23 protein-coding genes are annotated in these 24,043 nt (G+C 62.6%); 9 read left to right on the top strand and 14 right to left on the bottom strand.

All coding sequences use genetic code 11. The features are described 5' to 3' along the window. Nucleotides 1-209: 209 nt before the first annotated feature. The gene (mltF, locus tag ATY02_RS06445; RefSeq protein WP_068583530.1) at nt 210-1,670 is read left to right on the top strand and encodes a membrane-bound lytic murein transglycosylase MltF; all 1,461 of its coding nucleotides are present in this window, start codon (nt 210-212) and stop codon (nt 1,668-1,670) included. Nucleotides 1,671-1,764: 94 nt separating this feature from the next. Here the strand turns inward: mltF and pdxJ are convergent, their stop codons facing one another. The 8 genes from pdxJ to lptF form a co-directional block, all read right to left on the bottom strand. Further along, on the bottom strand, nt 1,765-2,508 hold the full coding sequence (gene pdxJ / locus ATY02_RS06440) for a pyridoxine 5'-phosphate synthase (protein ID WP_068583527.1): 744 nt from the start codon (nt 2,506-2,508) through the stop codon (nt 1,765-1,767). Between the two features lie 109 nt (nt 2,509-2,617). Next, nucleotides 2,618-3,307: a DNA repair protein RecO gene (gene recO, locus ATY02_RS06435; protein WP_068583524.1), complete on the bottom strand. Its 690-nt coding sequence runs from the start codon at nt 3,305-3,307 to the stop codon at nt 2,618-2,620. A 68-nt stretch (nt 3,308-3,375) separates the two neighbouring features. After that, nucleotides 3,376-4,278: a GTPase Era gene (era, locus tag ATY02_RS06430; RefSeq protein WP_068583522.1), complete on the bottom strand. Its 903-nt coding sequence runs from the start codon at nt 4,276-4,278 to the stop codon at nt 3,376-3,378. Further along, nucleotides 4,271-4,960 (bottom strand): ribonuclease III, encoded by a 690-nt coding sequence (gene rnc, locus ATY02_RS06425; protein ID WP_031320944.1) that lies wholly within the window; start codon nt 4,958-4,960, stop codon nt 4,271-4,273. Before rnc ends, era begins: the two co-directional genes overlap by 8 nt. Before the next feature lie 205 nt (nt 4,961-5,165). Further along, nucleotides 5,166-6,020 carry a signal peptidase I gene (gene lepB, locus ATY02_RS06420; RefSeq protein ID WP_016967828.1) on the bottom strand — a complete coding sequence of 285 codons (855 nt, stop codon included), beginning with the start codon at nt 6,018-6,020 and terminating at the stop codon, nt 5,166-5,168. A gap of 5 nt (nt 6,021-6,025) precedes the next feature. Continuing rightward, nucleotides 6,026-7,825, bottom strand: a complete 1,800-nt coding sequence (lepA, locus tag ATY02_RS06415; RefSeq protein ID WP_053134309.1) for a translation elongation factor 4 — start codon at nt 7,823-7,825, stop codon at nt 6,026-6,028. Between the two features lie 165 nt (nt 7,826-7,990). Further along, entirely contained in the window at nt 7,991-9,052 is a 1,062-nt protein-coding gene (gene lptG / locus ATY02_RS06410) for an LPS export ABC transporter permease LptG (RefSeq protein ID WP_068583518.1), read from the bottom strand. After that, nucleotides 9,045-10,163, bottom strand: coding sequence for an LPS export ABC transporter permease LptF (gene lptF / locus ATY02_RS06405; protein ID WP_068583515.1), 1,119 nt, complete (start codon nt 10,161-10,163; stop codon nt 9,045-9,047). The genes lptG and lptF overlap by 8 nt, the downstream gene beginning before the upstream one ends. 305 nt (nt 10,164-10,468) lie before the next feature. Between lptF and ATY02_RS06400 the strand changes: the two genes are divergently transcribed. The 5 genes from ATY02_RS06400 (at nt 10,469) to rlmF (ending at nt 17,067) form a co-directional block, all read left to right on the top strand. Next, on the top strand, nt 10,469-11,959 hold the full coding sequence (locus ATY02_RS06400; RefSeq protein ID WP_068583512.1) for a leucyl aminopeptidase: 1,491 nt from the start codon (nt 10,469-10,471) through the stop codon (nt 11,957-11,959). A gap of 55 nt (nt 11,960-12,014) precedes the next feature. Next, entirely contained in the window at nt 12,015-12,443 is a 429-nt protein-coding gene (locus tag ATY02_RS06395) for a DNA polymerase III subunit chi (protein WP_068583509.1), read from the top strand. A gap of 7 nt (nt 12,444-12,450) precedes the next feature. Then, nucleotides 12,451-12,900 (top strand): DNA polymerase III subunit chi, encoded by a 450-nt coding sequence (locus ATY02_RS06390; protein WP_068583505.1) that lies wholly within the window; start codon nt 12,451-12,453, stop codon nt 12,898-12,900. 140 nt (nt 12,901-13,040) lie between these two features. Continuing rightward, nucleotides 13,041-15,887 (top strand): valine--tRNA ligase, encoded by a 2,847-nt coding sequence (locus ATY02_RS06385; RefSeq protein WP_068583503.1) that lies wholly within the window; start codon nt 13,041-13,043, stop codon nt 15,885-15,887. 154 nt (nt 15,888-16,041) lie between these two features. Beyond that, entirely contained in the window at nt 16,042-17,067 is a 1,026-nt protein-coding gene (rlmF, locus tag ATY02_RS06380) for a 23S rRNA (adenine(1618)-N(6))-methyltransferase RlmF (protein ID WP_068583768.1), read from the top strand. A gap of 94 nt (nt 17,068-17,161) precedes the next feature. On the opposite strand, the gene ATY02_RS06375 is transcribed toward rlmF, so the two are convergent. Beyond that, on the bottom strand, nt 17,162-17,443 hold the full coding sequence (locus ATY02_RS06375; protein ID WP_003440137.1) for an HU family DNA-binding protein: 282 nt from the start codon (nt 17,441-17,443) through the stop codon (nt 17,162-17,164). 394 nt (nt 17,444-17,837) lie between these two features. Here ATY02_RS06375 and yejK point away from each other — a divergent pair, with 394 nt between their 5' ends. After that, complete coding sequence (gene yejK, locus ATY02_RS06370; protein WP_022642461.1) at nt 17,838-18,842, top strand: nucleoid-associated protein YejK; 1,005 nt, start codon at nt 17,838-17,840, stop codon at nt 18,840-18,842. Then, complete coding sequence (locus tag ATY02_RS06365) at nt 18,842-19,195, top strand: glutaredoxin family protein (RefSeq protein ID WP_068583499.1); 354 nt, start codon at nt 18,842-18,844, stop codon at nt 19,193-19,195. Before yejK ends, ATY02_RS06365 begins: the two co-directional genes overlap by 1 nt. 16 nt (nt 19,196-19,211) lie before the next feature. On the opposite strand, the gene ATY02_RS06360 is transcribed toward ATY02_RS06365, so the two are convergent. From ATY02_RS06360 to ATY02_RS06340, 5 genes are all read right to left on the bottom strand, one after another. Beyond that, nucleotides 19,212-20,147: a glutathione S-transferase family protein gene (locus ATY02_RS06360; protein WP_068583495.1), complete on the bottom strand. Its 936-nt coding sequence runs from the start codon at nt 20,145-20,147 to the stop codon at nt 19,212-19,214. 87 nt (nt 20,148-20,234) lie between these two features. After that, entirely contained in the window at nt 20,235-20,552 is a 318-nt protein-coding gene (locus ATY02_RS06355; RefSeq protein WP_068583765.1) for a GIY-YIG nuclease family protein, read from the bottom strand. A gap of 52 nt (nt 20,553-20,604) precedes the next feature. Beyond that, on the bottom strand, nt 20,605-21,075 hold the full coding sequence (locus ATY02_RS06350) for a nuclear transport factor 2 family protein (protein ID WP_068583492.1): 471 nt from the start codon (nt 21,073-21,075) through the stop codon (nt 20,605-20,607). 98 nt (nt 21,076-21,173) lie between these two features. Further along, entirely contained in the window at nt 21,174-22,445 is a 1,272-nt protein-coding gene (locus tag ATY02_RS06345; protein ID WP_068583490.1) for a CynX/NimT family MFS transporter, read from the bottom strand. 14 nt (nt 22,446-22,459) lie between these two features. Continuing rightward, entirely contained in the window at nt 22,460-23,119 is a 660-nt protein-coding gene (locus ATY02_RS06340; RefSeq protein WP_068583486.1) for a FadR/GntR family transcriptional regulator, read from the bottom strand. A gap of 262 nt (nt 23,120-23,381) precedes the next feature. Here ATY02_RS06340 and ATY02_RS06335 point away from each other — a divergent pair, with 262 nt between their 5' ends. After that, the gene (locus tag ATY02_RS06335) at nt 23,382-24,038 is read left to right on the top strand and encodes an alpha/beta hydrolase (RefSeq protein WP_068583482.1); all 657 of its coding nucleotides are present in this window, start codon (nt 23,382-23,384) and stop codon (nt 24,036-24,038) included. The last annotated feature ends 5 nt before the right edge of the window (nt 24,039-24,043 follow it).

Here is a 24,043-nt window from a genome sequence, read left to right as displayed (position 1 = left end):
CACTATGCCCTCGCCCCTCCGGATGTCGGCCAGGGGCTACAGCCCTATAACAAAGGCTGATCGACATCATCGCCAAGGGTTATTTGAATTGTCACACAGACCGCGAAAGCCCCATTCCTGAGGGTTCCAGCACGGGTCGGCCATCGCTAGCAGACACGCCACTCGCTGTCGAGATATGGCGCTCGTTGCGCTTTGCGTATACTGCGCCAATGTTTTCCCCTATGGCTTTACGTCCGCGCTGCGCCAAGTGGCTCATCGTTACCGGACTCTTCCTGATGCTCGGTGCCTGTGTTGAAAAACCCAGTACCCTGGAGCGCGTAAAGGAGGATGGTGTACTGCGGGTGATCACCCGGAACAGTCCTGCCACCTACTTTCAGGATCGCAATGGTGAAACCGGCTTCGAGTACGAGCTGGTGAAACGTTTCGCCGACGATCTGGGGGTCGAGCTGAAGATCGAGACCGCCGACAACCTCGACGACCTGTTCGACCAGTTGGGCCAGCCCAAGGGGCCGGTCCTGGCGGCCGCAGGCCTGGTGGGCAGCGAGCAGCGCAAGCAGCAAGTGCGGTTTTCCCACCCGTATCTGCAAGTCACGCCGCAGATCATCTATCGCAACGGCCAATCCCGCCCCACCACCGCCCAGGACCTGGTGGGCAAGCACATCATGGTGCTCAAGGGCAGCAGCCATGCCGAACAATTGGCTGAGCTCAAGCTCAAGTACCCCAGCCTCGAGTACGAAGAATCGGACGCCGTGGAAGTGGTGGACCTGCTGCGCATGGTGGACGAAGGGCAGATCGACCTGACCCTGGTGGACTCCAACGAGCTGGCAATGAACCAGGTGTACTTCCCCAACGTGCGAGTGGCCTTCGACCTCGGCGACGCTCGCAGCCAGAGCTGGGCCGTGGCCGCTGGCGACGACAACAGCCTGCTCAACGAGATCAACGCCTTTCTCGACAAGGTGGAGAAGAACGGCACCCTGCAGCGCCTCAAGGATCGTTACTACGGCCATGTAGACGTACTCGGCTATGTCGGTGCCTATACCTTCGCCCAGCACCTGCAGCAGCGCCTGCCCAAGTACGAGAAGCACTTCAAGGCCTCGGCCAAGCAAGAGAAGCTCGACTGGCGCCTGCTGGCGGCCGTGGGCTACCAGGAGTCGATGTGGCAGGCCGAGGTGACCTCCAAGACCGGCGTGCGCGGGCTGATGATGCTGACCCAGAACACCGCCCAGGCCATGGGCGTCTCCAACCGCCTGGACCCGAAGCAGAGCATCAGCGGCGGCGCCAAGTACCTGGCCTATATCAAGGACCAGCTGGACGACAAGATCGAGGAGCCGGATCGGACCTGGTTCGCCCTCGCCGCCTATAACGTCGGCACCGGCCATCTGGACGACGCGCGCAAGCTGGCCGAACGGGAAAAGCTCAACCCGAACAAGTGGCTGGATGTGAAGAAGATGCTGCCGCGCCTGTCGCAGAAGCAGTGGTACAGCAAGACCCGCTATGGTTACGCCCGGGGTGGCGAACCGGTGCATTTCGTGGCCAACATCCGCCGCTACTACGACATTCTCACCTGGGTGACCCAGCCACAGCTGGAGGGCGACCAGGTCGCCGAGGGCAACCTGCATGTGCCGGGAGTCAACAAGGCCAAGCCGCCGGAAGAGAACCCGCCGCTCTGAAGCGATCGGCTACCGACACAGCAGCGAGGCTGCGGCGATAGCCTGATCGCTGAAGGTCATGCGGACCTTGCCGCAGCCTCCGGGCGCCAGTGGGTCAGCCCTTGGCAGCCGCCAGGATCAGCGCCTTCATTTCCGCCACCGCTCCCTTGAAGCCGACGAACAATGCATGGGCAACCAGGGCGTGGCCGATGTTCAGCTCATTGATGCCCTTGATCGCCGCTACGGCCTCGACGTTGTGATAATGCAGGCCGTGACCGGCATTGACGATCAAGCCCTGGGCCAGGCCTACCGCCACTCCATCGACGATACGCTGCAGCTCTTGCGCCACCTCGCCAGGGGTCTGGGCATCGGCGTAGCGCCCGGTATGCAGCTCGATGGCCGGCGCGCCGACCCGCTTGGAGGCTTCGATCTGGCGCTCGTCGGCGTCGATGAACAACGAAACCTCGGAGCCGATTTTCGACAGGCGCTGTACTGCCGCCTTGATCCGCTCCTCTTGCCCCGCTACATCCAGGCCACCCTCTGTGGTCAGTTCCTGGCGGGTTTCCGGAACCAGGCAGATATGCGCCGGACGGATGCGCTCGGCAAAGACCATCATTTCTTCGGTGACCCCCATCTCGAAGTTCATGCGGGTCTGCAGCACGTCCTTGAGCAGCAGCACATCGCGCTCCTGGATATGCCGGCGGTCTTCGCGCAGGTGCACGGTGATCCCGTCGGCACCCGCCTCTTCCGCATCCAGCGCCGCCTTGACCGGGTCAGGATAGCGAGTACCCCGGGCCTGGCGCAGGGTAGCAACGTGGTCGATGTTCACGCCAAGAAGAATGCGATTGCTGGTGGTCACGAAAGCGCTCCTGAATAAATGAAGATTCGGCGCACAGCATACGGGCAGAACGGGGTCCGTTGCCATTTGCCGATAACGCTCAGGTCATCGAGCCATCTAACGAAAGGACTCAAGGCTTGCGGAACAACTCGCGGCTAACCAGGGGACGCCCCCCAAGATGAACCGCCAGGGCCTGGCGCATCAGGCGCTTGGCCGCCGCCAGTGCCCCTGGGGAAGTCCAGTCGGCCTCTGCCATGGCCAGCAGCTCCGCCCCGTTGAACAACCCCGGCTGCAAGAGGAACACCTGCTCCAACCCGGCATCCACTTGCAGGCGATACAAGCCGTCGGCGGCGATGGGAGCGCCATGGATATCCTGGTCAAGGGCGAAGCCGTAACCCAGATCGTCCAGCAAGCGCCATTCGAAGGCTCGCAGCAAAGGCTCCAGCGGACGCCCCTCGGCCAGGGCCTGCAAGGTTGCAGCGTAGTGGTCGAACACTGCCGGATGGGGGTCTTCCGCCGGCAGCAGGCGGATCAGCAGTTCATTCAGGTAAAGGCCGCTGAACAGCGCCTCGCCGTTGAGCCAGGCAGCGACTCCGGCACTCTCCATACGCCCGACATTCTTCAATTCGCCCCGCCCGCGAAACTCGACATCCAGGGGAACGAAAGGCCGGGCCAGCGTCCCGGCCTTGCCGCGGGCACCACGCAGCACCGCACGCAAGCGACCTTGAGGGGTGAGAAAGTCCACCAGCGCACTGCTCTCGCGATAGGCACGGCTGTGCAGGACGTAGGCAAGTTGGCCAGAGGGAGTGCTACTAGGCATTGGTGTCCAACTCTCAGGTGGGATGTGGCGAGGGCGGCAACTCCCTCGCTACACAAGAGCCGGCAGGGTTACAGGTCGCCGTAACCCAGGGAGCGCAGGGCACGCTCGTCGTCGGACCAGCCGCCCTTGACCTTGACCCAGAGGTTGAGCATGACCTTGGAGTCGAACAGCAGCTCCATGTCCTTGCGCGCCTCCATGCCGATGCGCTTGATGCGCTCACCCTTGTCGCCAATGATGATTTTCTTCTGACCATCGCGCTCGACGAGGATCAGGGCATGGATATGCAGGGTGTGGCCCTGCTGCTTGAACTCTTCGATTTCAACGGTGATCTGGTACGGCAGCTCGGCACCCAGCTGGCGCATGATCTTCTCGCGCACCAGCTCGGCCGCGAGGAAACGGCTGCTGCGATCGGTGATCTGGTCTTCCGGGAAGAAATGGTCGTTTTCCGGCAGGTGCTTGGCGATCAGGCCTTCCAGGGCATCCAGGTTATGCCCTTGTTGGGCCGATACCGGAACGATCTCGGCGTTGGGCAACTGCTCCTGCAACCAGGTCAGGTGCGGCATCAGCTCGGCCTTGTCCTCGATCCGGTCGGTCTTGTTGATCGCCAGGATCACCGGGCCCTGCACGTACTGGACGCGTTCCAGGACCAGTTGGTCCTCGTCGGTCCACTTGGTGCGATCGACCACGAAGATCACCACGTCCACATCTTTCAAGGCTGCCGAGGCAGTCTTGTTCATGTAGCGGTTCAGGGCTTTTTCGTTGCTCTTGTGCATGCCGGGCGTATCGACGTAGATCGCCTGGATGGCACCTTCGGTCTTGATCCCCAGCATGTTGTGGCGAGTGGTCTGCGGCTTGCGCGAGGTGATCGCCAGCTTCTGACCGAGGATGTGGTTGAGCAGCGTCGACTTGCCCACGTTGGGGCGGCCTACAATGGCGACATAGCCACAGCGTGTTGCAGTTGAATCAGTCATGGCCATTCTCCACGCCCAGGGCAATCAGTGCTGCGGCGGCCGCTACCTGTTCGGCAATGCGACGGCTCACGCCCTGTCCCCGGCTTTTTTCATTCAGTAAGGTGACTTCGCATTCCACGAAAAAGGTCCGGCAATGGGGTTCGCCCTGGATATCCACCACTTCGTAGCGTGGCAGTTCACAGGCCCGGGACTGGAGGAACTCCTGCAGCCGGGTCTTGGGGTCCTTATTGGTGTCCACCAGGGTCAGGCTGTCGAATTCCGAGGCCAGCCAGGACAGCACGCGGTCACGGGCAGTTTCCATGCCGGCGTCCAGGTAGATCGCGCCGATCAGGGCCTCCAGTGCATCGGCCAGGATCGACTCGCGCCGGAAGCCACCGCTTTTCAGCTCGCCGGAACCCAGGCGCAGGTATTCACCCAGATCGAAACCACGGGCCAATACCGCCAGGGTCTCACCTTTCACCAGCCGTGCACGCAAACGCGACAGCTGGCCTTCGCGGGCCTGGGGGAAACGCTCGAACAACGCCTCGCCGGCCACGAAGTTGAGGATCGCATCACCCAGGAACTCAAGGCGCTCGTTATTGCGCCCGGCAAAACTGCGGTGAGTGAGGGCCAGGAGCATCAGTTCCTGGTCCTTGAAGGAATAACCGAGCTGGCGCTCGAGACGACTCAAAGAAACGCTCACGATTTACCCACGCTGGTTTCGTCACCGAAACTCGCCATCCTATGGGCCGCGCACAAGGTGCGGGTGGCAATTAACGCTGTGTTCAAATCCACATCCTGAATATCGTTGATTGCATGCTTCGGGCCAGGGGTCGCCTGAGGGTACGACCGTTTTATGCAAGAGCCAGAAAAGCATTCGGCGCTGTGTTCAACAGCGCCGTGGGTGATTACTTGATCAGGCCAACCCGCGAGAAGTTCGGCAGGTGGCTGAGTTTCGGTTCGGGCCAGCTCATCCAGACTGCGAAGGCCTTGCCGACGATGTTCTTGTCGGGAACCATGCCCAGCAGATCCTTGGGAATGCTTGGATCGTCCCAGTAGCGACTGTCGTTGGAGTTGTCGCGGTTGTCGCCCATCATGAAGTAGTGCCCGGCAGGAACTACCCAACGACCGTCCGGGGTGGCCCGGTAACGACTCATTTCCTTGCGGATCAGGTGCTCGGCGGCGCCGAGTTTCTCCTTGTACAGCTCCGCGCTGCCCAGGGTGCCTGGCTCGGCCCCTACCAACTGCTCCGCCACCGGCTGGCCGTTGACGAACAGGTGCTTGTCGCTGGTGTAGCGCACCTCGTCGCCCGGCAGACCGACCACACGCTTGATGTAGTTGACGTTCGGATCGCTCGGGTAGCGGAACACCATCACATCGCCGCGCTGCGGGTCACCGACCTCGATGACCTTCTTGTCGATCACCGGCAGGCGAATGCCATAGGAGAACTTGTTCACCAGGATGAAGTCGCCCACATCCAGGGTCGGTTTCATCGAGCCCGACGGAATCTGGAACGGCTCCACCAGGAACGAACGCAGCACCAGGACGATGAACAGTACCGGGAAGAACGACTTGCCATATTCAACCAGCAGCGGTTCCTTGTTCAGCTTCTCGACCACCAGCCCATCCGGCTGGCTGACGCTGCCCTGATAGTTGGCAATGGCCGCGCGACGACGCGGAGCCAGGAACACCAGGTCGAGCAACGCCAGGAAACCGCATACGAAGACAGCGATGACCAGCAACAGCGGGAAATTTAGTGACATAGGACCTAACTATCCAACCTGAGCACAGCAAGGAAGGCATCCTGTGGAATCTCCACGTTACCCACTTGCTTCATGCGTTTCTTACCGGCTTTCTGCTTTTCCAACAGCTTGCGCTTACGGCTTACGTCACCACCGTAGCATTTGGCCAGTACGTTCTTTCTGAGGGCCTTGACGGTTGTCCGCGCGATAATCTGCCCGCCGATGGCGGCCTGGATTGCCACGTCGAACATCTGCCGAGGAATCAGTTCTTTCATCTTCTCGGTCAACGCACGCCCTTTGTAGTGGGCATTGTCGCGGTGCACGATCAGGGCCAGGGCATCGACCCGGTCACCGTTGATCAGCACGTCCAGCTTCACCAGATTAGCCGACTGGTAGCGGTCGAAGTGGTAATCCAGCGAAGCATAACCACGACTGGTGGACTTCAAGCGGTCGAAGAAGTCCAGTACCACCTCGTTCATCGGCAGGTCGTAGGTCACCTGGACCTGCGAGCCGAGGAACAGCATGTCGCGCTGTACGCCGCGCTTTTCGATGCACAGGGTTATGACGTTGCCCAGGTGCTCCTGGGGCACAAGGATATTGGCCCGCACGATCGGCTCGCGCATGTCCTCGATGGAGGACAGGTCCGGAAGCTTGGACGGGTTGTCGACGTAGATGGTTTCACCGGTCTTGAGCAGCAGCTCGAAGATTACCGTCGGCGCGGTGGTGATCAGGTCCAGGTCGTATTCGCGCTCCAGGCGCTCCTGGATGATCTCCATGTGCAGCATGCCGAGGAACCCGCAACGGAAGCCGAAGCCCAGGGCGTCGGAGCTTTCCGGGGTGTACTGCAGCGAGGAGTCGTTCAGGGTGAGCTTCTGCAGGGCTTCGCGGAAATCCTCGAAGTCGTCGGAGCTGACTGGGAACAGGCCAGCATAGACCTGCGGCTGGATACGCTTGAAGCCTGGCAGCACTTCCACGTCGGGGGTGGAGCTCAGGGTCAGGGTATCGCCCACCGGCGCACCATGGATGTCCTTGATGCCGGCGATGATGAAGCCCACTTCACCGGCCTTGAGGTCGGCGGTAGCGGTGTGTTTCGGATTGAAGACACCGACGCTGTCCACCAGGTGGATCTTGCCGGTGGACTTGACCAGGATCTTGTCACCCTTCTTCACCCGGCCATGACGTACGCGTACCAGGGACACGACGCCCAGGTAGTTGTCGAACCAGGAGTCGATGATCAGCGCTTGCAGCGGGTCTTCGATATTGCCGGTCGGTGCCGGGATAGTGGTCACCAGGCGCTCGAGCACCTCGTCCACGCCCAGGCCGGTCTTGGCGCTGCAAGTCACGGCGTCGGCGGCATCGATGCCGATGATCTTCTCGATCTCTTCCTTGACCCGCTCCGGCTCGGCCTGGGGCAGGTCGATCTTGTTCAGGACCGGCATGACCTCCAGGCCCTGCTCGATGGCGGTGTAGCAGTTGGCGACCGACTGGGCCTCGACGCCCTGGCCGGCATCCACCACCAGCAGCGCGCCCTCGCAGGCGGCCAGGGAACGGCTGACTTCGTAGGTGAAGTCCACGTGGCCCGGGGTATCGATGAAGTTCAGCTGGTAGGTCACGCCATCGCGTGCCTTGTAGTAGAGGGTGACGCTATGGGCCTTGATGGTGATCCCGCGCTCACGCTCGAGATCCATGGAGTCCAGGACCTGGGCTTCCATTTCGCGATCGGCCAGGCCGCCGCACATCTGGATAAAGCGATCGGCCAGAGTCGACTTGCCATGGTCAATGTGGGCGATGATGGAGAAATTGCGGATATGACTCAAATCACTCACGGATGAACACTCAAAAAGGCTGCAGGCAAGGCCCGCCGAAAAATAGCCGGGAATTGTACCTGATACTCGGCACGAGCGTCACGCTCGCCGGTCAGCCCCGCCCACACAAAAACGCCCCGGCTTGCTGGCCGGGGCGTTGCACCAAAACGAGGCAGAAACGCCGGATCAACCCGCCCGGCGCAACAGCCAGAATCCGGCGAGTGCGCAGATCCCGGCCGGAACCAACACCGCGAACAGGGGCGAGAAACCGAACACCAGGCTCGAAGGCCCCAAGAGATCCTGGGCGATACGGAAGGTGAAGCCCACCAGCACCCCGGTAAACACCCGCTGCCCCAGGGTCACGGAGCGCAACGGACCAAAAATGAAGGAAATCGCCATCAGCACCAGGGCGGCAGTGACCAATGGCTGCAGGATCTTGACCCAGAACGCCAGCCAGTAACGGCCATTGTTCAGCCCCTGGTCGGCCAGGTAATGGATGTAGCCCCACAGGCCGCTGATGGACAGGGACTCCGGCGCCATCACCACGGTACTCAGCAACTGCGGGCTCAAAGCCACATCCCAGCGCTCTTCGGGGGCATTGATGACTTCGGTATGCCCATCACGGAAATACGTGGTGGTGACTTCGGTCAGCTGCCAGTAGTTCTCGTGGAAACGCGCCTGGCGAGCGAAGCTCGAGGACAACATGTGGCGCTGATCGTCGAAATGATAGCGAGTCACCCCGTACAACAGGCCGTTGGGCTGCACGGCGTTGATATGAATGAACTCGTCGCCCTGGCGATGCCAGAGACCGTGCTTGGAGCTCTGGGCATCGCCAGAGCCTTGGGCCAGGGCGCGGCTCGCCTGGGCCTGGGTCTCGGTCGCGGGGGCCAGGTACTCGCCCACCAGCAGGCCGACCATCATCAGCACCAGCATCGGCTTCATCACCGCCCAGACGATACGCCCCACCGACACGCCAGCGGCGCGCATGATGGTCAGCTCGCTGTTGCTGGCCAGGGTTCCCAGGCCGATCAGGCAGCCGATCAGGGCGGCCATCGGCAGCATTTCATAGACCCGGCGCGGCGCCGTGAGCACTACGTAGCTCAACACATCCATCACGGTATAGGTATCGCTGACGGCGCCCATCTCATCGATGAAGGCGAACAGCGAAGCCAGGCCCAGGATGATCAACAGGACCGCCAGGATGGCCATCAATACACTGCTACCGATGTAGCGATCGAGCTTAACCACGAGCCATCTCCTTCATGCTGCGACGACTCGCCATTTTCAAGCGCAACGGCTCCCAGTACATCAGCCCCAGGCCGATGGCCAGGAACAAGCCGTGAACCCACCACAGGCCGAGGGTGGGAGAAATCTTGCCCTTCTCCAAGGCGCCTCGCACCGAGATCAGGATCGTCAGGTAGGCCATGTACAGAAGGATCGCCGGGATCAACTTGAGGAAGCGACCCTGGCGCGGGTTGACCCGGGACAGCGGCACCGCCATCAGGGTCACGATGAAGACCAGCAACGGCAGGGAAAGACGCCATTGCAGCTCGGCACGGGCGCGCAGGTCGTCCTTGCCGATCAAGTCGGCAGTCGGCATGGCGTCACGGTCGGTGACCTCCTCGCTGACATCCGGCCGTTCCAGCAGCACACCATAGGTGTCGTACTTGATCACCCGGTAGTTGGCCTCGCCCGGGTTGCCGTCATAGCGGTAGCCGTTCTCCAGGATCAGGTAGCGGTTGCCGTCAGGACGGATATCCTGGTGCCCCTTCTCGGCCACCAGCACCGAGATCCCCTGGTCCTTTTTCTCCTGGTTCAGGCGTTTTTCGGAGATGAACACCCCGCCAAGCTTGGTGCGATCCTCGGACAGTTGCTCGGTATAGGTCACCCGGGTGCCGTCGTTGAGCGCCTGGAAGCGTCCGGCCACCAGGGTATCGAACTCGGTCAGGGCGTCCTGCTTGTTCAGCAGCAGCTGGAACTGGTTGGCACCTTGCGGCGCCAGGCTCAGGCTCAGCCAGGCCACCAGCAGCGCCACCAGGGTCGCCGGGATCATGGTCATGCCCAGCAGGCGCTGCTGGCTCATGCCGGTAGCCGACAACACGGTCATCTCGCTTTCAAGATAGAGCCGCCCGTAGGCCAGGAGGATGCCCAGAAACAGGCCCAGGGGCAGGATCAACTGCAAAAAGCCCGGCATGCGAAAGCCCATGATCAGGAACAACGATCCCGGATCCAGGGCGCCCGAGGCGGCTTGCGCGAGAAACTTGACGAAGCGTCCGCTCATGATGATGACCAACAGCACCGCACTCACGGCACTCAGGGTCAGCAGGACTTCGCGGGATAGATAACGAAAGACGATCAAACCAGACACTCCAGGGTTGTCAGGCTAAGGCGGCCGAACAAGCAAACGATCGAGCGGCCCCAGGATGCAGGGACGCCGAAAAAGGATGGCGCATTATCCTGTGAATGCGTGCGCCTGTCACGGTGGATGCTCACCCTGTGCTGCAAAGCACCCGACTTGCCGCAAACGAGGGTTGTCAGCCGCAAGCGCCGAGGTTCAAACTGGCGGCTTTGTCGTCGGCAGCACGCGACGCCTTCTTATATATAGATAAGCCCCGCGCTGGAGTCTTTCCTGCGCGCTTTGACCATTCATTCAGGGACCCGGACATGGAACTGGTTGTAAAAAGCGTTAGCCCGGAAACGTTGAAGACCGCCACCCTGGTGGTCGCCGTCGGCGAAGGCCGCAAACTCGGCAACGTCGCCAAGCAACTCGACGAACTCAGCGGTGGCGCCATCAGCGCCGTGCTCAAGCGTGGCGACCTGGCGGGCAAAGTGGGCCAGAGCCTGCTGCTGCACGGCGTGGCCAAGCTCAAGGCCGAACGCCTGCTGCTGGTTGGCACCGGCAAGGATGAAGAACTGGGCGACCGTCCGTTCCGCAAGATCATCAGCGGCGTGCTGGGCACCCTCAAGGGCCTGGGCGGCGGTGATGCAGTGCTGGCCCTGGACGAAGTAGCGGTCAAGGGCCGCGACAGCTATGGCAAGACCCGCCTGCTGGCCGAGACCCTGCTGGACGCCGGCTATGTCTTCGATCGCTACAAGAGCCAGAAGACCGAAGCCCGTCCACTGAAGAAGATCACCCTGCTGACCATCAAGGCCGCCCAGGCTGAAGTGGAGCGCGCCGTGACCCACGCCCAGGCCATCGCCAGCGGCATGGCGTTCACCCGCGACCTGGGCAACCTGCCGCCAAACGTCTGCCACCCAAGCTACCTGGGCGAGCAAGCCAAGGCCCTGGGCAAGGAGTTCAAGGCACTGAAGGTCGAGGTCTTCGACGAGAAGAAGATCAAGGAACTGGGCATGGGCTCGTTCTACGCCGTAGGCCAGGGCAGCGAGCAGCCACCACGGCTGATCGTCATGCAGTACAACGGCGGCAAGAAATCCGAGAAGCCATTTGCACTGGTAGGCAAGGGCATCACCTTCGATACCGGCGGCATCAGCCTCAAGCCGGGCGCCGGCATGGACGAGATGAAGTACGACATGGGCGGCGCCGCCAGCGTCTTCGGCACCCTGCGTGCGGTGCTCGAGCTCAAGCTGCCGATCAACCTGGTGTGCATCCTGGCCTGCGCCGAGAACATGCCCAGCGGCGGCGCCTCGCGCCCAGGCGACATCGTCACCACCATGAGCGGCCAGACCGTGGAGATCCTCAATACCGACGCCGAAGGCCGCCTGGTACTGTGCGATGCCCTGACCTACGCCGAACGCTTCAAGCCCCAGGCCGTGATCGACATCGCGACCCTGACCGGCGCCTGCGTGGTAGCCCTGGGCGCCCACACCTCGGGCCTGCTGGGCAACAACGACGAACTGATCGGCCAACTGCTCAGCGCCGGCCAGCAAGCCGACGACCGTGCCTGGCAACTGCCGCTGTTCGACGAGTACCAGGAGCAACTGGACAGCCCGTTCGCCGACATCGCCAACATTGGCGGGCCGAAAGCCGGGACCATCACCGCCGCCTGCTTCCTGTCGCGCTTCACCAAGAACATGAACTGGGCTCACCTGGACATCGCCGGCACGGCCTGGACCAGCGGCGGCAAGGACAAGGGCGCCACTGGCCGTCCCGTTCCTCTCCTGACCCAGTACCTGCTGGACCGCGCCAAAGCCTGAAGACCATGACTGCGGAAGGGCGCGACATCGCGCCCTTCCCGGTTCAGGAACCCCGATGACCAAAGTCGACTTCTATATCCTTCCCAGCGCGGACCCGACAGCGCGCCTGGATTTCGCCTGCAAGCTCACCGACAAGGCCTGGCGCATGGGCCACCGCATCTACCTGCATTGTAGCGACGCGACACAACGGGACGAGCTCGATGCCCGCCTCTGGCGCTTCAAGGGAGAGGCCTTCGTGCCCCACGGCCCAGCCGAAAGCGAGCCCGAGGGACTGATCGTCCTTGGCCTGGGCCAAGACCCTGGCGAGCACAACGACCTGCTGGTGAACCTGGACCTGAAGGTCCCCGCCTTTGCCCAGCGCTTTGCCCGGATTGCCGAAGTGGTGGTGGAAGAACCCACTATTCGTCAGGCCGCCCGCGAGAGTTTCCGTTTCTATCGCGAACAGGGCTATTCTCTGCAAGATCACCGCTTACAACGACTCTGAGCATCCGATGGACACTCCCAACCCGCTACAAAAGTCCGTGCATCTGCTGGATGACCTAGAGTCCATCCGTCAACTGCTCGGCGACGAGAACCTGCAACCGCCACTGCTGACCGAGACCGTTACCAGCGAAGGACAGATCCCCCTGCTGTTCGACCTTGAAGGCAACCCGCAACCCGCTACCCCTCAAGCGCCCCCTGCGGCACAAGCCAAACCGCAACCTGCGCCTGCTCCGGCAAAAACACCCGCCCCTGCTCCTGCTCCCGTCGCCCAGCCTGCGCCTGCCGGCAACAACGGTGATGCCTTGCTCCACCTGGACAGCGAGCTGCGCGCCGCTGCACAACTGATCATGCAGGACGTGATCGACGATTTCGCCCCGCATATCGAGACCGAGATCAAGCGCCGCCTCGACGCCCGCCTGGAACGCCTGCTCGCAGCAGCCACCAGCGGCAAGCCGTAAGCCGTAAGCCGTAAGCCGTAAGCCACGACCAAAAGCCGGGCCTGGCCATCTTGTCGCTTGCCGCTTGTGGCTTGCAGCCGCCCCCCTCCGCTATACTTCCCGGCTTTTCCTGAATAAATGCCAATAGGGTCCCGCCGCGCATGGATAAGACCTACCAGCCGCACGCCATTGAAACTTCCTGGTACCAGACCTGGGAGTCAGAGAACTATTTCGCCCCGCAAGGCGCGGGCGACTCCTACACCATCATGATCCCGCCGCCGAACGTCACCGGCAGCCTGCACATGGGCCACGGCTTCAACAACGCGATCATGGACGCCCTGATCCGTTTCCGCCGCATGCAGGGTCGCAACACCCTGTGGCAGCCGGGTACCGACCACGCCGGTATCGCCACCCAGATGCTGGTGGAGCGCCAGATCGAAGCCCAAGGCCAGAACCGCCACGACCTGGGCCGGGAGAAGTTCCTGGAGAAGGTCTGGGAATGGAAGGATCAATCCGGTGGCAACATCAGCCGCCAGATCCGCCGCCTGGGCTCTTCCGTGGACTGGAGCCGCGAGCGCTTCACCATGGACGACGGCCTCTCGGAAGCGGTGAAGGAAGCCTTCGTACGCCTGCATGAAGACGGCCTGATCTACCGCGGCAAGCGCCTGGTCAACTGGGACACCAAGCTGCACACCGCGATCTCCGACCTCGAAGTGGAAAACCACGACGAGAAGGGATTCCTGTGGAACCTGAAGTACCCGCTGGCCGACGGCGCCAAGACTGCCGAAGACAACGACTACCTGATCGTCGCCACCACTCGCCCGGAAACCATGCTCGGTGACTCCGCCGTCGCGGTGAACCCTGAAGACGAGCGCTACAAGGCCCTGATCGGCAAATTCGTCGAGCTGCCCCTGGTGGGCCGGCGCATCCCGATCATCGCCGATGATTACTGCGACCCCGAATTCGGCACTGGCTGCGTGAAGATCACCCCGGCCCACGACTTCAACGACTACGAAGTCGGCAAGCGCCACAACCTGCCGCTGCTGAACATCTTCGACAAGAACGCCAGCGTCCTGCCCGCCTGCCAGGTATTCAACCTGGACGGCAGCCTGAACGACAGCATCGACGGCAAGATCCCGGCCGAATACGCCGGCCTGGACCGTTTCGAGGCGCGCAAGCAGATCGTCGCCGCCTTCGACGCCGCCGGCCTGCTGGTCAGCGTCGACGACCACGCCCTGAAAGTACCGAAAGGCGACCGCTCCGGCACCGTCATCGAGCCGTGGCTGACCGACCAGTGGTACGTCTCCACCAAGCCCCTGGCCGAACCTGCCATCGCTGCCGTGGAAGATGGCCGCATCCAGTTCGTGCCCAAGCAGTACGAAAACATGTACTTCTCCTGGATGCGCGATATCCAGGACTGGTGCATCAGCCGCCAGCTGTGGTGGGGCCACCGCATCCCGGCCTGGTACGACGAGTCCGGCAAGGTCTATGTCGGTCGCAGCGAAGCCGAAGTACGGGCCAAGCACAACCTCGGCCCGGACGTTGCCCTGCAGCAGGACAACGACGTGCTCGACACCTGGTTCAGTTCGGGCCTGTGGACCTTCTCCACCCTGGGCTGGCCGGAGCAGACCGAATTCCTCAAGGCCTTCCACCCCACCGACGTGCTGGTCACCGGCTTCGACATCATTTTCTTCTGGGTCGCCCGGATGATCATGCTCACCATGCACCTGGTGAAGAACGAGGACGGCACGCCGCAGGTTCCGTTCAAGACTGTCTACGTCCACGGTCTGGTCCGCGACGGCCAGGGCCAGAAGATGTCCAAGTCCAAGGGCAACGTCCTTGACCCGCTGGACATCATCGACGGTATCGACCTCGAGACCCTGGTGCAAAAACGCACCACCGGCCTGATGCAGCCAAAGCTGCAGAAAGCCATCGAGAAGCAGACCCGCGCCGAATTCGCCGACGGCATCGCCAGCTACGGCACCGACGCCCTGCGCTTCACCTTCTGCTCCCTGGCCACCACCGGTCGCGACATCAAGTTCGACATGGGCCGCGTCGAGGGTTACCGCAACTTCTGCAACAAGATCTGGAACGCTGCGCGCTACGTGCTGGACAAGGGCGAGGACTGCGGCCAGAACGGCGAGGCTTACGAGCTGTCCCTGGCAGACCGCTGGATCATCTCGCAACTGCAGCGCACCGAAGCCGAAGTCACTCGCCAACTCGACCAGTTCCGCTTCGACCTGGCTGCCCAAGCGCTGTACGAGTTCATCTGGAACCAGTACTGCGACTGGTACCTGGAGCTGTCCAAGCCCGTATTGTGGGACGAGAACTCGCCGGTCGAACGCCAGCGCGGCACCCGTCGCACCCTGGTGCGCGTGCTGGAAGTAGCCCTGCGCCTGGCCCACCCGTTCATGCCGTTCATCACCGAGGAAATCTGGCAGCGCCTGGCGCCGCTGGCGGGCAGCACGGGCAAGACCATCATGCTGCAGCCTTGGCCAGTGGCCAATGAAGCACGCATCGACCAGGCCGCCGAAGACGATATCGAATGGCTCAAGGGCCTGATGCTCGGTACCCGCAATATCCGTGCAGAAATGAACATCGGCCCAGGCAAGCCCCTGACCCTGTTCCTGAAGAACGCCGGAGCCGAAGACCAGCGCCGCCTGGCCGAGAACGAGGCCCTGCTGAAGAAGCTGGCCAAGCTCGAGTCCATCACCGTGCTGGGTGCCGGCGACGAAGCACCGCTGTCGGCCACCGCCCTGGTCGGCGAGATGGAAGTGCTGGTGCCAATGGCCGGCCTGATCGACAAAGGCGCGGAACTGGCTCGCCTGGACAAGGAAATCCAGCGCCTGCAAGGCGAAGTGCAGCGTGTGGGCGGCAAGCTGTCCAACGCCTCGTTCGTCGACAAGGCCCCTGCCGAGGTGATCGAGAAGGAACGCGCCAAGCTGGCCGAGGCCGAACAGGCCCTGGGCAAGCTGGCCGAGCAGCACGCGCGGATCTCCAGCCTGTAACGGCGATCAGCGCAAGACAAACAGGGAGGCCCACAGGGCCTCCCTTTTTTATGGCGCTTGTCCGCTCCTCTCTTGTCGCTCACCGCTTGAAACTTGCCGCTGCTCTTGTGGGACAATGCCCGCCAATTTGAGCCAGCCCCGAATCCATTCCTCCATGACCGCCCCCAATACCCCCAAGCCGCCGCGCAAGAAGCCCAAACCCGCCATTGTTGCCAAGGCCACCGCACCCCGGGAAAAAGCCAGCCTGCACCCGCGCAACCGCCACCAGGGGCGCTACGACTTCCCGCAACTGATCAAGGGCACCCCGGAACTGGGCCAGTTCGTGATCCTCAACCCCTACGGCAAGGAAAGCATCGACTTCGCCGACCCGGCCGCCGTGCGGGTGTTCAACCGCGCCTTGCTCAAGGCCTTCTACGGCATCGCCCACTGGGATATTCCAGCGGACTTCCTCTGCCCGCCTGTGCCTGGTCGCGCCGACTACGTGCACTTTCTCGCCGACCTGCTGGCCGACCACAACCAGGGCGAGATTCCCCGGGGCGCTGCAGTGCGGGTACTGGATGTCGGCGTTGGTGCCAACTGCATCTATCCGCTGATCGGCTACAGCGACTATCGCTGGCATTTCCTTGGCTCGGACATTGATAGCACCGCCCTGGCAGCCGCCAAGGCCATCGTCCAGGCCAATGGCTTGAACAAGGCCATCAGCCTGCGCCAACAAGGTAATCCAAAGCAGATATTGAACGGCCTTCTCGACAGCGCCGAGCGCTTCGACCTGACCCTGTGCAACCCACCCTTCCATTCTTCCCTGGAAGAAGCCACCCGTGGCAGCCAGCGCAAATGGCGCGCCCTGGGCAAGGCCGATCCCAAGCGCAAGCTGCCAGTGTTGAACTTCGGCGGCCAGGCCCGGGAACTGTGGTGTGAAGGCGGCGAGATCCGCTTTGTCAGCCAACTGATCAGCGAGAGCACCGGTGTCGGCCAACAAGTGCTGTGGTTCAGCACCCTGGTGTCAAAAGCCTCGAACCTGCCAGCAATCGAAACCGCACTGCAAAAAGCCGGCGCCCTGGAAAGTCGGGTCGTGGAGATGTCCCAGGGACAGAAACAAAGCCGCTTCGTTGCCTGGACTTTCAAGGACAAGGCACAGCAGCAAGCCTGGGCTGAAGAACGCTGGACGAGGAAAAACTGAAGGAGGCGGGGGATTCAGCGACAACTCACCTTGCGTGAGTCGGTATCACACAAACCGTGCCCGGAAGACTCTGAGCACGGTTTCACTGCAAGTATTACTTGTTCACAGCGTCGGTCAGGCCTTTAGCCACAACCAGCTTGATCACTTTCTTGGCAGCGATTTCGATGGCAGCGCCAGTCGATGGGTTACGGCCAGTACGGGCAGGACGCTCGGTCACTTTCAGCTTGCCGATACCTGGCAGAGTGATTTCGCCGCCATTTTCCAATTGATCAGCAACGATCTGGGCCAGTTGATCCAGGGCGTTACGCGCGGTGGTTTTCGGCGCGTCGATAGCTTCAGCGATATCGGCGATCAGTTGGTCTTTAGTAATAGCCATTATGGTGTTCCTTCCCTATCAAATTCATTTGGATTGCAGAGTGCAGTGTCAGCCATCGAGCCAGATCTTGTGGATCTGGCACCCCGGTTACAACCACGACGGATCGGGGTTATAGATACCGAAATCTGGGTTTGGTTCGACCCGACAAATGCTGACTGCACGCTTAACGCAGAGACACCGCGTAAGACGGGGCAAAACTAGCACACAGACGGGGAAATATCCGCCTCTACCTAGCCATTTGGTCAGCTTTATTGCTCTAAATCGGTAAAAAAGTGCATAAGCTGCACCGACAAGCCGTTCATCGCCCGGCGAGCCCCGCCAAAACCAGTGGGTGCGGTACACTGGGCACTTTTTCGGGGAGCCCGCCCTCCCCCTCAAACCAGCCGAGAAGCCCATGCCGATCCGTCATTGCATCGTCCACCTGATCGACAAGAAACCCGACGGCAGCCCCGCCGTCCTGCACGCCCGCGACTCGGAGCTGGCAGAGTCCGCGGCCATCGAAAACATGCTCGCCGACCTCAACGAAAGCTATAACGCCAAGCAGGGCAAGGCCTGGGGTCTGTTCCATCCGGAATCCGGTGCCTTTCCCTTCAGCGGCTGGCTGAAGGAGTACCTCGATGGCGGCCAGGACTTCACCGCCTTCAGCCGGGTGGCGGTGGAGCACCTGCAAAAGCTGATGGAAGAATCCAACCTGTCGGTGGGCGGTCACGTGCTGTTCGCCCACTATCAACAAGGCATGACCGACTACCTGGCCATCGCCTTGCTGCACCACAGCGAAGGCGTGGCGGTGACCGACCAGCTGGACGTGACGCCCTCCCGTCACCTGGATCTGGGCCAACTGCACCTGGCGGCGCGGATCAACGTCTCCGAGTGGCAGAACAACAAGCAGTCCAAGCAGTACATCTCGTTCATCAAGGGCAAGAACGGCAAGAAGGTCTCGGAATACTTCCGCGACTTCATCGGTTGCCAGGAAGGTGTCGACGGCCCGGGCGAAACCCGTACCCTGCTCAAGGCCTTCAGCGACTTCGTCGAAAGCGAGGACCTGCCCGAAGATTCGGCGCGGGAGAAGACCAAGGCCCTGGTGGACTACGCCAGCAGCCAGGCCAAGCTCGGCGAACCGGTGGGCCTGGAAGAGCTGTCGGAGTTGATCGACGAAGACCGGCCGAAGGCGTTCTACGACCACATCCGCAACAAGGACTACGGCCTGTCACCGGAAATCCCGGCAGACAAGCGCACCCTCAACCAGTTCCGCCGCTTCACCGGCCGCGCCGAAGGCCTGTCCATCAGCTTCGAGGCCCACCTGCTGGGTTCGAAGATCGAGTACGACGAAGAAGCCGGGACCCTGATCATCAAGGGCCTGCCCACTCAGTTGACCGACCAGCTCAAGCGTCGCAACTGATGCTCCAGGGGGTCTTGAAGAAGTTCCTGCTGATCCTGCTGGTGGTGGTGCTCTACCAGCATTGGGGCAAGATCGAGCGATTGTTCGATCCTGGCGCGGCGGTCTCCGAGACCACCCGCAGCCAGGCCAGGGTGGTGCTGTACGCCACCGACTGGTGCGGCTACTGCAAGGCCACCCGGCGCTTTCTCGACCAGAAGGGCATTCCCTATCGGGAGTTCGATATCGAGAAAGACCCCAGCGCGCGCCAGGCCTACATCGACCTGGGCGGCGCCGGGATTCCGATCCTGGACGTCAACGGTACCCTGATCCGCACCTACGACCCCGACGCCATCATGGCCGCCCTGCCCAAGTAGCGGCCTTGGCAGCAGGTCACTGGGCCTGGATGCCAAACCCCAGACGCGGGAAGTGCACGTGCACCACACCGGCGCGCGGGTCCTCGCGACGCAGGATCAGCTCTTCGCTCCCGGCGAACAGCAACTCCCCGGCCACCGGATCGACCCCATAGTCGGTCGCGGCAATCACCACCTGCTGGCCGGCCTTGAAACCATTGGGATCGACGAAAGCCTCCTGGGGCAGCGGTGCCGGTGTGGCGGCGTGCGCCACCGCCAGGGCCTCTTCGGCGCTCATCTCGCTGGAGGCGCCGTGGCCGAAATCCAGCACCCGCGCCAGCCAGGCGGCGACCGCCGGGTATTCATCCACCAGCGGCGCAGTCACCGGGGTGCCCTTGAGGAACCACAGGGGGTGGGCCATGGCAATGTCGGCGATCGACGGCTGGCCAAACAGGAAGTCCCCCGGTTCGCGTTGCAACTGCTGCTCCAGGCGCGCCATGAAGGTCGGCCATTGGTGCCTGGCCTGCTCCAGGGGTACCCGGCTGGCACTGCCGCCACTGAACAGCCCGGCCCGGTCGGCCATGAACGCCTTGCGCGCCTCCGGCGGCAGCTTGCCGAAACGCACCGCGGCCGATTCAGGCTGGAACACCAGGGTCACCGCATGCTGGAACACCGTCGAGTCGGCCCAGGCGGCGAAGGTCGCGCTAGTCAGCTCCTGGCCCTCGGGAAACAGCGCCGGGCTGGCTTTTTCCTGCTCCAGGCGCCGGGCGATCATGGCCGTATCGCAATAGACGTCGGCCCCGACCTGCAGCACCGGAGTCTTGCGATAGCCACCGGTCAACGCGGTCAGGTCGGGCTTGGGCATCACCGGGGCGATCTTCACCGAGCGCCAGGAAAGCCCCTTGAAACCCAACAGCAAGCGGGCTTTCTCCGCAAAGGGTGAGGTCGAGTAGTGATGAAGGATCAACTCTGACATACCAGGCTCCGCCATGAGAAAAAGAGGCTTGAGCTTAGCGCGCAATCAGTCGATGACCTACGAATTCGACTGATGGGAAACCATCAGTCAGATTGATGATGCAGCCGCCCCCGCCACCAGGCACTCCTTGGCACTCTTCTTGAGCTTCTTGATCAGCCGCTCCTGGCGCAGGGCTTCGCTCTTGTCGCGACAGGCCTCGGTGTAGACCAGCGCGACCGCCGGGCTGGAGAGGAAGAAGCGCGCGCCCTTGCCGCTTTGATGCTTGGCAAAACGCCGCTGTGGATCGTCGCTGATACCGCAGTACAAGGCGCCATTGGCCGCCCGCACCAGGTAGACGAACCAGGGTTTGCTGGCCGGCGCCGGTGGCACGGCGCAAGCGACGGAGGACGGATCGGGGCTGGTCACGAAAGGCATCGGGCTTGTGGATAACAAGCCGCGATCTTAACAGAGGATGGATTCAGCGACCGCTCTGGAAGGCCTTCAAACCCTTGCGCGCCTGGGCGCGCACGGCATTCTTGAGCAGCGGTGTCCAGCCCAGCAGAAGGCCTTGGGTGCCCAGGGCCTGGCGGGCCCAGCGCCACATGTCGAAATGATCGTGGTGCTCGCAGATCTTGCCGTCGCGAAACACGAAACGCGCCTGGATATCATTGACCACGGTGCGCCCGGTCTGACTGAACAGGTAGGTCGCCACCCAGTGCGCGCCACCGCTGCGCTCATCGGCACGCACGCTGTCGAATGTCAGGGAAAAATCCTTGGCCCGCGAGGCCAGCATGCGCCACATATCACCGGCATCACGCCCGCGCAGCTCGCCAAAGGCCGGATCGCTGAACAGCACATCCTCGGTGTAGCAGGCGCTCATGGCCTCGGCATCCAGGCGCTGGAAAGCCTGGTAGAACTCGCTGATCAGGGCGCGATGGGCATCACTCATGGACAGACTCCGAAGGGACGTGGAATGCCTGCACGATAATCCGCAAGCCGCTGGAACACTACCGGCATTTACCCTGTAAATACCGGTAGTGAGGCCAGTCAGATTCTTTCGCTCTGCACCTGTACATAAAGTGCGCGACCAGCACCCAGCCCGGCGATGATGGCTCCGCTCCCCAACACCGCGAAAATCCAGCCCACGGCGTTCCAGCCCCCGGTCCAGTCGTGCACCAGGCCCACCGCGAACGGCCCCATGGAGGCCAGGGTGTAGCCGATGCCCTGGGCCATGCTCGACAGATTGGCGGCCACATGAGGATCACGCGAGCGCAGCACGATCAGGGTCAGGGCCAGGCTGAAGGTACCGCCCTGGCCCAGGCCCAGCAGGATCGCCCAGCCCCACAGGCCATCGAGCGGCGCATACAGGCAACCGAACAGGCCGCCCAGGGTCATCAGCATGACGATCACGATGGCCAGGCGCTGGTCCTTGCCCCGGGTCGCCAGCCAGGGAGCGGCCAGGGAGCTGATCAACTGCACGATCACCGAGCCCGACAGCACAAGTCCCGCCTGGGTCGGGCTCAGGCCGCGACCGATGAGAATCGACGGCAACCAGCCGAACACGATGTAGGCCAGGGAAGACTGCAGGCCCATGTACAGGGTCACCTGCCAGGCCAGACGATCACGCAACAGACCGCGTACACGAAAAGCCACATGATGGGCGCCGTGCTTCTGCCCGACCTGGGGCAGCCAGAACACCCCCGCCACCAGCGCCGGCACCACCCAGAAACCCAGGCCCATGGCCCAGCTGTCGCCAAAGGCATGGCTCAAGGGCACGGTAGCCCCCGCGGCCATGGCGGCGCCCAGGCACAGGGCCATGGTGTAGACCCCGGTCATGGTCCCGGCATGGCGCGCGAAATCACGCTTGACGATACCCGGCAGCAACACGCCGATCACCCCGATGCTGGCGCCCGCCAGGATGCTCCCGGCGAACACCCCGACCTCACCGAAAGAACTGCGCACGACGATGCCCAGGGCCAGGGTCAGCAAGATCCCCAGCACCACCCGCTCGGCGCCGAAACGCCGGGCCAGCACAGGCGCCAGCGGCGCGAACAGCCCCAGGCACAACACTGGCAGGGTGGTCAGCAAACCGGCCTTGGCTGCCGACAGCCCCAGGTGCTGCGATACATCACTGAGCAGCGGCGCCATGCTCGACAGCGCCGGCCGCAGGTTCAGCGCCACCAGGATCAACCCCAGCAGCAACAGCCAGGGGCGACGCAGCACCGGGGGAGCCTGCTGCACTTCTTCATCGTCGGCCTCGGCGTCGATCAGCAGTTCCGGAGGCGGCGGGGTATGGGCGGATGCCTGGTGGTTGGACATGGTCAGTCTCGGCTTCAGGATTCGTTGATCATTTGGCGGGAAATGTTCTTGGCGCGTTCGGCATCGCCTTGTTCGATGGCATCGAGCAGGTGCTGATGCCGGTCGAAGATATCCTGGCGCCGAGGCGTGACATTCAGGGTCTGGCGCAACTGCGCCCCCACCACGCTGGAGAAATAGCGGTACAGCTGGCTGAGCGTCGGGTTGTGCGCGGCATCCACCAGGCGCTGGTGAAACACCAGGTCGCAGGCGATGTAGCGATCCAGGTCGCCATGAAAGTGCCCGCTGCTGTCATCCAGGGCGATGGCCAGCTCCTTGAGGTCCTGTTCGGTACGACGCAGGGCCGCCAGCCCTACCGCCTCCACCTCGAGGATCTGCCGGGTTTCCCGGGCATGCTCCAGGGAGCACTGGGACAAGGCCTGGAGCATATCCAGGGGATCGGCCACCGCCCGCAGGTAACTGCCGTCGCCCTGGCGCACGTCGATCAACCCGGAAAACGCCAGGACCCGCATCGCCTCGCGCACCGTGTTGCGGCTGATGCCCAGCTCGGCCGCCAGTTCCGGCTCGGTGGGCAGGCGCTGGCCGATGGCCCAGGCGCCCTGGGTGATCCGCAGGCGCAACTGCTCCAGGGCTTGGTCGACCAGGGAACGCTTGATCAAAGGAGGCATTTCACTCATGGCATTTACTCGTATCATCCAATCATTGGACGAATTGCCCGACATGGTATTCAGGCTTTTCTCGGAGTTCAATGTTCTGTCTTGCAATTCCTCCTGTACCTCATCCTGCAAGTTGAAGGACATAGCTGGCTATCCCCAGGCCGGCGCCAGCCTGTTAGTGTTACGCCAGCAACCGCTGGCCCTGGCGCCACCCTCACCGATCAACTAGCCGCGCCCCTGGACCATGCCCGGGCCGGCGCGTACGCACACAATTGGAGCAACCATGACCCAGCCCCTGATTCTTCAGCCCAGCAAGCCTGCCGATGCCTGCGTGATCTGGCTTCACGGCCTGGGCGCGGATCGCTACGACTTCCTGCCGGTGGCCGAGGCGCTGCAAGAGACACTGCTGAGCACCCGCTTCGTCCTGCCCCAGGCCCCCACGCGGGCCGTGACCATCAATGGCGGCTACGCCATGCCCAGCTGGTACGACATCCTGGCCATGAACCCGGCCCGGGCCATCAGCCGCGAGCAACTCGAAGAGTCCGCCGACGAAGTCATCCGCCTGATCGAGGAGCAACGGGCCAGCGGCATCGATGCCTCGCGAATCTTCCTCGCCGGCTTCTCCCAGGGCGGCGCAGTGGTGCTGCACACCGCCTTCCTCAGATGGCAAGGTCCACTGGGCGGGGTGTTGGCACTCTCGACCTATGCCCCGACGTTCAGCGACGAACTGCACCTGTCGGCCAGCCAGCAACGGATTCCGGTACTGGCGCTGCACGGCCAATATGACGAAGTGGTGCAGAACGCCATGGGACGCACGGCCTATGAATACCTCAAGCAGCACGGCGTGAGCGCCACCTGGCAGGAATACCCGATGGAACATGAAGTGTTGCCCGAGGAAATCCGCGACATCGGCACCTGGTTGAGCGAGCGTCTGCGCTAAAAAAC

This window comes from Pseudomonas sp. BIOMIG1BAC (assembly GCF_001705995.2).
Lineage (GTDB): Bacteria > Pseudomonadota > Gammaproteobacteria > Pseudomonadales > Pseudomonadaceae > Aquipseudomonas > Aquipseudomonas sessilinigenes.
The sequence above is the reverse complement of the archived record's forward strand: the minus strand, read 5'-3'. Positions and strand labels throughout refer to the sequence as shown.